This window comes from uncultured Lamprocystis sp. (assembly GCF_903933125.1).
In the GTDB taxonomy this organism is placed as follows: Bacteria; Pseudomonadota; Gammaproteobacteria; order Chromatiales; family Chromatiaceae; genus Thiodictyon.
The window spans coordinates 1-10,831 of sequence record NZ_CAIZIZ010000195.1 but is presented as its reverse complement, the minus strand read 5'-3'; the positions used below and the strand labels follow the sequence as shown (position 1 = coordinate 10,831).

10 protein-coding genes are annotated in these 10,831 nt (G+C 62.2%); 7 read left to right on the top strand and 3 right to left on the bottom strand.

Features of this window, described 5'->3' with window-relative positions; genetic code table 11:
* Window positions 1–124: 124 nt before the first annotated feature.
* Window positions 125–1,732 carry a maltose ABC transporter permease MalF gene (gene malF / locus QZY03_RS09920; protein WP_295580523.1) on the bottom strand — a complete coding sequence of 536 codons (1,608 nt, stop codon included), beginning with the start codon at window positions 1,730–1,732 and terminating at the stop codon, window positions 125–127.
* Window positions 1,733–1,954: 222 nt separating this feature from the next.
* Window positions 1,955–3,142: a maltose/maltodextrin ABC transporter substrate-binding protein MalE gene (malE, locus tag QZY03_RS09915; RefSeq protein WP_295580521.1), complete on the bottom strand. Its 1,188-nt coding sequence runs from the start codon at window positions 3,140–3,142 to the stop codon at window positions 1,955–1,957.
* 486 nt (window positions 3,143–3,628) lie between these two features.
* Here malE and QZY03_RS09910 point away from each other — a divergent pair, with 486 nt between their 5' ends.
* The 7 genes from QZY03_RS09910 (at window position 3,629) to QZY03_RS09880 (ending at window position 9,545) form a co-directional block, all read left to right on the top strand.
* Complete coding sequence (locus QZY03_RS09910) at window positions 3,629–5,194, top strand: maltoporin LamB (RefSeq protein WP_295580519.1); 1,566 nt, start codon at window positions 3,629–3,631, stop codon at window positions 5,192–5,194.
* A gap of 110 nt (window positions 5,195–5,304) precedes the next feature.
* Complete coding sequence (locus tag QZY03_RS09905) at window positions 5,305–6,318, top strand: MalM family protein (protein WP_295580517.1); 1,014 nt, start codon at window positions 5,305–5,307, stop codon at window positions 6,316–6,318.
* Between the two features lie 215 nt (window positions 6,319–6,533).
* On the top strand, window positions 6,534–8,048 hold the full coding sequence (gene malQ, locus QZY03_RS09900) for a 4-alpha-glucanotransferase (protein WP_295580515.1): 1,515 nt from the start codon (window positions 6,534–6,536) through the stop codon (window positions 8,046–8,048).
* 86 nt (window positions 8,049–8,134) lie between these two features.
* The gene (locus QZY03_RS09895; RefSeq protein WP_295580513.1) at window positions 8,135–8,698 is read left to right on the top strand and encodes an elongation factor P; all 564 of its coding nucleotides are present in this window, start codon (window positions 8,135–8,137) and stop codon (window positions 8,696–8,698) included.
* Between the two features lies 1 nt (window position 8,699).
* Window positions 8,700–8,975: a hypothetical protein gene (locus QZY03_RS09890; protein ID WP_295580511.1), complete on the top strand. Its 276-nt coding sequence runs from the start codon at window positions 8,700–8,702 to the stop codon at window positions 8,973–8,975.
* A complete protein-coding gene (locus QZY03_RS09885) occupies window positions 8,972–9,358 on the top strand; it encodes a hypothetical protein (protein ID WP_295580509.1) in 387 nt (128 codons plus the stop codon). The genes QZY03_RS09890 and QZY03_RS09885 overlap by 4 nt, the downstream gene beginning before the upstream one ends.
* Window positions 9,342–9,545 carry a type II toxin-antitoxin system Phd/YefM family antitoxin gene (locus QZY03_RS09880; RefSeq protein ID WP_295580507.1) on the top strand — a complete coding sequence of 68 codons (204 nt, stop codon included), beginning with the start codon at window positions 9,342–9,344 and terminating at the stop codon, window positions 9,543–9,545. The genes QZY03_RS09885 and QZY03_RS09880 overlap by 17 nt, the downstream gene beginning before the upstream one ends.
* Before the next feature lie 210 nt (window positions 9,546–9,755).
* On the opposite strand, the gene QZY03_RS09875 is transcribed toward QZY03_RS09880, so the two are convergent.
* Window positions 9,756–10,739 carry a hypothetical protein gene (locus QZY03_RS09875; RefSeq protein ID WP_295580505.1) on the bottom strand — a complete coding sequence of 328 codons (984 nt, stop codon included), beginning with the start codon at window positions 10,737–10,739 and terminating at the stop codon, window positions 9,756–9,758.
* Window positions 10,740–10,831 lie beyond the last annotated feature (92 nt).

Here is a 10,831-nt window from a genome sequence, read left to right as displayed (position 1 = left end):
TTCGCGGACCCGTAAATCGCAGCATTACTCAGCAGCTCGATTACGACAACGACAACGACCGAGACGTCATATGTGCTCCTTAATGGAGTCGTTTCGTTCACCAGTAAGCAGTTCCTGTGCGCTCTCAGCGATCCACGCGCATGAGCTTGATGTTGATCAGCGCCAGGATACCGACCATGATGAAAATCAAAGTCGCGATGGCCGAGGCCAGTCCGTAATCCTGACCCGAACCCTCGAAGGCGATGCGGTAGGTGTAGGTCACCAGCAAGTCGGTCGTCCCGGCCGGGGTTTGGGCGCCGATGATGTCGGGGCGCCCTTGAGTCAGCAATTGAACCAGTACGAAATTATTGAAGTTGAACGCGAATGACGCGATCAACAGCGGGGTGAGCGGCTTCATCAGGATGGGTAGGGTGATGCTGAAGAAGTCCCGGATGAAATTGGAGCCGTCCATTGCCGAGGCCTCATAGAGGTCCGCCGGAATCGCTTTCAATAGCCCCATGCACAGGATCATCATGTACGGATAACCGAGCCAGGTGTTCACGATCAGCAGCATGGTGCGGGCGAGCGTGGGATCATTGAACCAGCCGGGTCTGATCCCGAAGACCTGGCTCAACAGCAGGTTGATCTCGCCGAAGTTCTGATTGAAGAGCCCACGGAAAACCAGGATCGAGATGAATGCGGGGACCGCGTAGGGCAGGATCAGCAGCAGCCGATAGAGACCGCGGCCCGCGAGCCCATCCCATTGCACCAGGCTCGCCAGCACCGTGCCGATGGCGAGCGTGAACACGACTGACAGGAAGGAAAAAGTCAGGGTCCATCCGAAGATCTGCAGGAAGGGTCCCTGCACCCCGGGGTCGGTCAAGACCCGCAGGAAATTCTTCCAACCGACAAAGACGCTGAATCCGGGGGCGATCCCCGGCCCGGTGAATTCACCCTCGGCGTTGAGTTGCCGATAGAAGCCGACCCGCATATCCGGTGCGATGCGCTCCTTGGTCAGTTGGTTGACCAGGATCGATCCGTCGCCGCCCTGAGCGCTCGGCAAGACTTGAAACAGTGGGCGCGTCGCGGAGAACTGGCGCATCCCGCTCATGCGCAGATCGCTATGGTCAGGCAGGTGTGCCACCACGTTCTGCATCACGCTGCGCAGGCGCACCAACTCCCTGACCGCCAGCGGCGGCTGGTCGGGCGCGGCTTCGATGACCGTGAGATCGATCTCGATCGGCGCGGTGGTCGCTGGCGGTTGTGCCTTGGCGTCGGGAATACGCAACTCGATCGGTTCGCTGATAAAGCGTTCGCCGGTCCTGGCCATCAGGGCCAGGCGATAGGTCTCGGTGCCCGCGGCATAGAGGCTGAAGTCGTAATTCTGACCCTCCACCTGGTAGGTCTGCGACAGATGGTAGTGACGCGCCCGCTCGAAGGTCAGGATGTTGGTTGCACTGTAGTTGGTGAAGGCGATCCAGATCGTATAGGCGAGCGGAAACACGATGAAAATGAACATGGTCGCCACACCAGGGAAGATGTAGCGGTGGACATAGGCGCGCTCGGCGGCGAATACGTACAGGCCGGTGGCGACCAGGATCAGGAACACCAGGGCGAAAACGGTCTCACCCTGGATGTACATCAGGGTTACGGCATACAGGTTGATCAGCGCGATTAGACCGAGTATGCCCCATTTGAGCCAATGCGTCGCGGAGGTACCCGCAGCTTCAATCGAGCCAGTCGTGACCGCCATGATGATCCCCTCTTGGTCTGTGGTGCAGTGTCCCGCCGGCCTTGGATGCCTGGCGTCGTGGGAGCGGCCTCCGGTCGCGATGTGAGGTCGCGTTAACCTGCGACCCCTGCGGCAGTTTGCGAGGCTCCGTCGCGGCCGGAGGCCGCTCCCACAGGGTCGCTGCGCGACGTCCGGGCATTAGCCGGAACGATGATGAAGTTCCGCGCCTGACCTCGCGGCCTGCTACTTGGCGGTGACCGTCCGCTTGGCCGCATCGTCCAGTGCGGCGTCGACTGACTGGCGGCCGGCCGCGACGTTTTTCAGTGCGCTTTCCAAGTTGGTCCAGTAGTTGATCATTTCCGGGACGCTCGGCATCGGCTCGCCGGCCGCGGCATTGTCGAAGGTGACTTTGATGCGTTCGTCAGCGGCGAGTTGCTGCTGGAACTCCTTGAGCGCGACGGCCCCCAGGGGTTTGTCGTCATTGACCGACTTGAGACCCGCGGGTGTCAGCAGGTACTCCTCCAGGAAGAGCGTCGCCAGGTCTTTGTTGGGGCTGGCGTTGTTGATCGCGCCGCCGAGCACGCCGACAAAGGCGCGGGCCGGTTTGCCGCCGAGGGTGGGCAGCGGGGCGACGCCGTACTTGACGCCGCTCTTGTTCAGGTTGTCCCAGGACCAGGGACCATTGATCGTCATGGCCGCCTCGCCCTTGTTGAACTTGGCCTCGGCGACCCCGTAATCCACGCCGCGCGGCATCTGGCCTTGCTCGATCATCCCGGCCAGGAAAGCCACGCCCTGCTTGGACCCCGCGTTGTTGAGACCCGTGTCTTTGACGTCATAGCTGCCGTCAGCGCGCTTCTTGAACGCGTAGCCGCCGCCGGCGGACATCAGTGGGTAGGTGAAGTAGGGGGTTTCGAAGGCCCAGAGGATAGCGCGCTTCTTGTCCTTCTGTAGTTTGGCGTCCAGCGCGGCCATTTCTTCGAAGGACTTGGCCGGGCCGTCCGGCATCAGGTCCTTGTTATAGATCAGGGAGAGTGCCTCGACGGCGATGGGGTAGCCGTAGATCTTCCCGTCGATGGTCACGGCCTCCCAGGCAAAGTCATCGATCTTGGCCTTCATCTCCGCGCTGGGGGTCAGTGGCGCGATCAGCCCGCCCTTGGCCCACTCGCCGTAACGATCATGGGCCCAGAACATGATGTCGGGTCCCTGGGCGTTGGATGCCACCTGCTGGAAGCGCTGTTCAACCTTGTCCGGATGGGAGACCTCGACCGGCACCCCGGTCTCTGCCGTGAAGCGTTTGGCAACTTCATCCAGGCCGTTGTAGCCCTTGTCGCCGTTGATCCAGAGGACGAGTTTGCCCTCTTCGAACGCGCGTGCGGGACCGGCCAGGGAAAGGGTTGAAGTGGCGACGACCAGAGCGATGAGTGTCTTCACGATCGATGTCCTGCCTATGGCGTAGTTTTTCTTACATGGTCCCGAGGGCGCGGCGCGAGCACCCAAGCCGACGCATCGACCGGCCCAGGGTCCGATCAACGGGGTTCCAGACCCACCGGCGAAATCCTTGCCGCAGCGGCTCCGGAATGACGATCGGTTCACCCCGCCCCGACGGAGGGCCTCCTGCTCGGGCGATCCCAGGCCGTCATCCGAGTATAGACCAGGGTCTTTCGTTGGGGAACAGCGGCGTCGGCCGCAATCGGCGTTGGGCTGGTCCATCCTTCCGTGGTGTTGCGTGATCACGACAGACTTACGCGTCCGTTTTCAGGCACGCTAAAACACGGAAATCTTTATCATATAAAAATACTTTTAAAACATGGCTCGACAAGCGGTTTTGTAGGGTCTACATTAAGCCATGAGGCGTCTGTGCTCAAAATACGACGTTGTAGCAGTGTGTCGCCCCCAAGACCCTGGAGGACTCGATCAATGAAACTTCGCGTGTTGACGACGGCACTTGCCGCGTCCCTGGCGTCAGGCGTCGTCCTGGCCGCAGACGCCGCCAAGAACTACATCCCTGACTTCCACGGTTACCTGCGCTCCGGCATCGGTGCGACCGGGGGCGGCGGCGATCAATCCTGCTTCCAGTCGAACGGGGCGGATACCAAGTACCGACTGGGCAACGAGTGCGAGACCTACATGGAAATCGTGCTTGGCAAGTCGTTGTGGGAACAGAACGGCCAAAGCTTCTATGTCGACACCCGCCTCGCGTACAAGTCGGCGCAGCAGAACGACTGGTCGGAAGACCCGGGCGATGGTTCCGGCTCCAACAGCGACGCCATCTCCGGCGATCGGGCGATGACCGCCCACCCGTACCGGGACTCCGTGGTGTCGGTGCGTGAGGCCAATGCGCAGTTCCGTGGAGTGATTTCTGGTCAGGAGAAGTCTAATCTCTGGGCCGGCAAGCGCTTCTATCAGCGCCATGACATCCACATGGCCGACTTCTACTACTGGGACCTTTCGGGGCCAGGGGTCGGCCTGGAGTACTGGACCCTGGGTCCCGGCGATCTCTCGCTGGCCTGGGTGCGCAACACCGACGGTCCCTGGGTCAACGGACAGGGTACCGAGTTCTACAACGACGACATCGTCCGCCCCAACGTCATCAACAACGTGCTCAGTACCCGCTACGCGAACCTGACGACGAACAAGGACGGCTCGCTGGAACTCGGCGTCGAGTACGGCACCGCCGACCTGACCAACGACCAGGACAGCGTCACCGCGCGGGTGCTTGCGTCGGGCGAGATCGAACGCCTGGAACCGTTCGAATACAACAACGGCTGGTTATTCACCGCTGAACATACTCAAGGGAACTGGTTCGGCGGCTTCAACAAGTTCATCGCCCAGTACGCTACCGGCAGCATGGCGGCGACCGGCAACAACAACACGCACTCGAGCAGTAACGCGGGAGCTGATTTCTACGGCCTCGACAGCGCGGGCGATCCGACGGTCCTCCCGGCACTCGATTACATGTGGCGGGTGATCGATCACGGCACCATCGCCCTGGGCAGTCGGGTGGAGATGATGTATGCGGTCTGGTATGAGTCCAAGACGCGCAACTCCGCAACCCTGAACAGCGGTTTGGCGGCGACCGGAAGCGGCGGGGAGAAGAACTGGTTCTCGATCGGCATCCGGCCGCAGTACAACTGGACGGACACCATGAACACCGCGCTGGAGGTCGGGTATGACGACGTCGCCTTCTCCAACAATTATGCCGGCTACGGATTGTCTGCCGCCGACCTGGCCGATCTGCCGGTGGGGTTCGACGCCAACGCGCTGCGCTCATGTGCCACGCGCGACGATCACTGCGTCCTGACCAAGGTCACCCTGGCCCAGCAATGGCAGGCGGGTCCGAGCATCTGGGCGCGTCCGGTGATCCGTCTGTTCGTCACCTATGCGGACTGGAACCAGGGTAATGTTCCCCAGACCCCGGGCATTATCTCGGCCCAGGACACCAGCGGGGTGACCTTCGGTGCGCAAGTCGAAGCCTGGTGGTGAGGCGCCGGCCGTCCCCGGCCGATGGGACGGCGAGCAATCCGTGTTGAGGCGGCGGTGCCGGTCAGGGGCTGCCGCTGGTCATCGTGTCATGCAAGTCCAGGAACCCCCGTATGCCCAGATCACTCACCGTTGTACTCGTTCTCAGCCTGGCGACACTCGCCGGCTGCGCCGGCATGGGCAAGAACTCCTGGTTTGCGCCCATGGAGTCCCGCTCACCCATGTATACCGCGGTGAGCCCGAGCGCTGCGGCCAGCCAGGACATCCTGAATGCCGCCGCGGTCTGCTGCGACGCGCTTTCGGATCTGCGGTTCGCGCCTCTGGACACCACCACCACCCGGTTCTATGAGATCAATGCCGCCTCTCAGGCCTTTGTGTTCTCGACCGGCAAGAGCCTGCTCCAGGCATTTAGCATTCCGGATGACCTGGAGCGCGCCACCCTCACCATTGACGCCGTCGCCGGGGCCACGGTCTTTGTGCCGACCGTGCTCATTCTGGACCGCGACTTCAAGGTGACGCGAGCCATCGAATCCAGCAGCTTCAAATACACCCCTGCCGGGTTCATGGAGCCGCAGCGGTTGCGCGGTCGGGTGTTTCTGGACCGCCGCCAGGGCAGTGAACTGGCGAACGAGAAGTATCTGGTGATCTTCACTACGGACAAGGATTTGCGCGGCTCGACCCGGATGATCAGCGAGGCGCGGTTGTACGCGCGCGCGCGCGGTCTGGCCGACCCTGGCCTTCCGGACCCCGTGGCCCGCCATGCGGCGACCGGAGTCTTCCGCATGGATGTCGGCGAACTGGAGACCGCGGCCCCCGCGGTCAGCCGCGACTATGTCAAACAACAACGCGGCGCGACGCGCTACGTGGCACCGGCACCGGCGGCGACCACCGCGACACCGAAGGCGGCCACGCCCCCGGCGACCCGGAAGGCGACCGCCAAGCCAACCGCGCCGACCAAGGGTCCCCAGCCGATGCTGCAAGAAACGCAGCGGATGTACGACGGGATGATCGAGGAATCGGTGTCGGCCGGTGACATGGATCGCGCCTGGCGGCTGGTGCAGGAGGCCGAGCGCGCTGGCTCCACCAGTGCCCGGACCACCTTCGTCACCGCGGTTAAGAACAAGTAGCGGGTCGGCAGGCGCGCCTTGGTCATCAGGTACGGCCGCTCGTAGAAGCGTCATCCTGGCGCTTCGAAGCGGCTGGACGCCGCTGCGACGGTCGGAACGAGCGCCGGGTTGACGCTGGGGGCGTCGGCGCGGCGTTTTTCCGAACGAGGTCGTCGGCTTTTGCGCTGGTCTTCGGTAGACTTCCGGGACTCGGTTCACCAACCCCGGAGTCACCCATGCACCGCACCAGCGGCATTCTGCTGCACCCCACCTCGCTCCCCGGACCCTTCGGTATCGGCGACCTGGGCCCGGCGGCCCATCGTTTCGTCGATTACCTCGCCGATGCCGGACAAGGTCTGTGGCAGGTCTTGCCTCTGGGCCCGACCGGGTACCGGGACTCGCCCTACCAATGCACCTCGGCCTTCGCCGGCAACCCCCTGCTGATCAGCCCGGACCTGCTGCTCGCCGCGGGTTGGCTCGACCCCGCCGATCTCGAACATCCGCCCTTCACGGCCGGGCCAGTCGACTTCGGTCTGGTCAACGCCTGGAAGTGCGATTTGCTGGAGCGCGCCTGCCAGGGTTTCCTGGCCCGCGCCGATCAGGGGCAATGGGACGCCTTTGACCGATTCCAGGCTGAGCATCAGGACTGGCTGCCGGACTATGCGCTTTATGCCGCACTCAAGACCGAACATCGAACCCGGCCCTGGACCGACTGGCCCGAGCCGCTCGCGCGGCGTGATGCCGCGGCGCTGGATGCCTGGGCCGCGGAATATGCGACCCAGGTCGAGCGTCAACGCTTGATCCAATTCCTCTTTTTTGGCCAGTGGTCCGCGCTGCATGAGCATGCACGGGCCCGCGGCATCCGTCTGGTCGGCGATATGCCGATCTTTGTCGCTCACGATTCGGCCGAGGTGTGGGCGCATCGCGACTGGTTCCGACTGGAGCCCAACGGCCAACCCACGGTGATCGCCGGGGTCCCGCCGGACTACTTCAGCCCGACCGGCCAGCGGTGGGGCAATCCGCTCTATGATTGGGACGCCTTGGCCGCGGACGGTTACGGCTTCTGGGTGCAGCGTCTGCGTCGTCTGTTGCAGGTCACCGACCTGGTGCGCGTGGACCACTTCCGCGGCTTTGCCGGATTTTGGGAGATTCCCGCGCACGAGGAGACGGCGGTCAACGGACACTGGGTGACCGGTCCGGGACAGCGTTTGTTCGACGCTTTGCGCGCGGCGCTGGGGTCGAATCTGCCGCTGATCGCCGAGGACTTGGGGGTCATCACCCCGGATGTGGAGGCGCTGCGCGACGGGCTCGAACTGCCGGGGATGGCCATTCTCCAGTTCGCCTTCGATGATCCCTGCGAGCATTTCGGGCACTGCGCCTTCCTGCCCCATAACCATCAGCGGCGCCTGGTGGTCTACACCGGCAGTCATGACAACAACACCATTACCGGTTGGTGGTCGGAGCAGGACGCCGATACCCGCGCCCTGGTGTGCCGCTACCTGAATACCCATGGCGAACACATCCACTGGGCCTTCATCCGCGCGGCACTGTCCTCGGTCGCCGCCCTCGCCCTCTTCCCCATGCAGGATGTCCTCGGTTCCGGGGCCGAGGCGACCATGAACCGCCCGGGGACGGCGGACGGCAACTGGACCTGGCGGATGCGTGATGACGACCTGGACCCGGACAGCGCCGAGCGGTTGCGGGATCTGAGCCGTCTGTTTGGCCGATCACCCCATGTACCGCCGACCTGATCACACCGCCTGTTTATCCCCAGGCACCAGGATCGCCACGCGGTATGATGCGCGATCCATTCTCCAGTCAAAGCTCCTCAATGCCCATGAAAGTCAGTGAAATCAAGAAAGGAATCGTTATCGACGTAGACGGCGCCAACGTCTACGTGAACGAGGTTCAGGTGCAAACCGCATCCTCGCGCAGTGGCAACACGCTCTACAAGCTGCGCGGCCGCAATGTCGTGACCCGCCAGAAATTCCTGGGAAGCTTCAAGGGCGACGAGGTGGTCCAGACGGTCGATTTCGAGCGGCGGCCGATGCAGTACCTGTTTGAGGACACCGATGGCTGCACCTTCATGGATCGCGATACCTACGAACAGCACAGCTTCGATCTGGAGGCCCTGGAGCAGGAACGGCCCTATCTTACCGAGGGCTTGGAGGGGATCTTCGGTCTACTGGTCGACGGCGTGGCGGTGGGGATCGAACTGCCGGCCACCGTCGTCCTGGAAGTGATGGACTGCGCCCCGGCCATGAAAGGTGCGTCCGCCTCCGCTCGCAACAAACCCGCCACCCTGAGTACAGGCCTGGTCGTTCAGGTGCCCGAGTACATCGTGACCGGTGAGATGATCAAGGTGAACACCATCAGCGGGGATTTCATGTCACGCGCCTGAGATGAAGCCCGATACCCGCACCGCCATGCGTCAGTTGATGGCCCAGGTGCGGGCGGCCATCCCGTTCGATGTGCCCGCGGCCCAGGTGTGCACCGGAACCTGCGACGGGTGTTCGATGAAGCTCCTGGAGTTTCTGGGAACCGAGTTGCAGGCGTGGGAGTGTCGTCTGGACGCCGGCGAACAGCCGACGCTTGGCGATCTGTCCCGCCTGGCCCGGATCAGCCGCAAGGTTTACGCGGTGCTGGAGCGCAATGGCCTTGTGGCATCTAAATCATGACAATCACCGAATCCGACTGGAAGACCTACAAACGCCTGCGGAACCTGGCCCAGGAGCGCTTCTCGCAACGCGTACTGGACGAGTGCCGACGCATCTGCGGCGACGAATCCGCGCCTGTCCAGGAGCGCCACCTGGAACTGTCCCGGTTCCTGCGCGAGCGGGATCGGGAGATGCCATTGCTCTTCGATTCTCTGCGCCGCTCGACCGCGGTGATTTGCCTTATGGCGATGAGCAGCCGCGGGCTGTTGACCGACGAGGAGGTGTCGGAACTCAGTCCCGAGATCCAGCGGACGGTGAGGTCCGTGCAGACTGGATGTGCTCATGCAAACACTGAGCGTGGCGGCAGCGAAGGCCCGCCTGTCTGCCGTGCTGGCCCAAGTTGAAGCGGGCGAAGAAATCGTCATCACACGGCGCGGTGTGGCGATCGCGCGTATTGTGGCAGAGCCCGCTGCCAGGTTACCGCAATTCGATATGGCCGAGCTGTTCACATTCGTCGATGGGCAACCCATGCATGTCGGCGCGGATGCCGGTCAATTTGTCGGTGAAATGCGGGGCGACGCGTGTTTCTGATGCATCGCTATTGTGGTGATTGATCATCGTTCCGGCCGGCCGCGGAAGGTTCGCACAGCGGACCCTACGGTAACACCGTGACCTGTAGGGTCCGCTGTGCGGACCGACGACCGTGCAGATCGCGCGGTGGCCGGGTTTATGACCAAGGCCGGATCGATGATCAACACCCCCGTAGCGCCAGACATAAAGGTGATCGTATCGTCGTGCGCCTTACGCGCTGCGATTGATCCAACGATCAAGCGTATCATTGATATCATGATCGAGTACCATCTGCTCGCGCAGGCACAATGAGCGGAGATTTTCGATGGTCTTGCGCTTCAGCGTCCTCTCGTCGTCTTCGCCTGCTCCGAAGGCGTGACCCCGCAGTAGCAGGCTACGCAGGACCCAATTGACATCGCTGCGACTCACCGGAGAACCGAATGCCCGCGTTGCGTCGCGGACCCGTTTGCCGGTCTCGCTCAGGTCGAAGGTGTGGGTCGCGAGATCGGTTCCGATGAGATGGAACAGCGTCTGATAATTGGATGGACTGAGGAGGGGCACGCCGGTGACGTCATGGATCTGGGCGGCGATTGGGAAAAGATCTTTTTCATTCCCCCAGTCCGCCCTCACGGCCTGATTGGCATTAGGTCTTGAGACGCTCTCAGTCATGAGGATATGTCGGCGTGGGTCATAGATATGGCCGCCGCCGTTGCTCCAGTCGACCCGCACCGGTGAGATCTCCAGCGACTCGACAAAATTCCGGAAGTTACCCATCCCATTCCAGTCGTTAGCGATGGCCGGGTGTTTGGCGGTGATGAGGCTGGCAATCTGACTGCAGGGAGCAGGATGGCTCGCTTTGGCGATCTCAGCCCGGATCAGATCGATGATGACCGTCAGTTCGTCAATCGGCTTGGGAAAACTGGGTGGCGGGCTGGTTGGTGCAGAGTGACGCCGCGGGTCGTGGATCAATCCTCCTCCTTCCCAAGTGACTTGAAACGGCGCGAGATCCCAAGATTCCACGAGACGCCGAAAACTGCCGTAGCCGGCCCAAGTGGAAGCGTCCATTCCCTCGACCGTACTCAGGATCGTCGAGGCGAGTTTCGCCAGAGCGACTGCAGTCGTCGCGTTGGCGATCGTTTTTGGCTCATGAGGCCAAGTGTGTGAGCCTTTATTAATTTGGAATAATAGACGATAATGAAATACCGCACAGCACATAATTATCTTTTTGGACTGATATGCTCATTTTTTCCGTCATCGAGTTAATGGACGAACAGAAATGCTATGATTTCTTGGTTAATATACTTCAT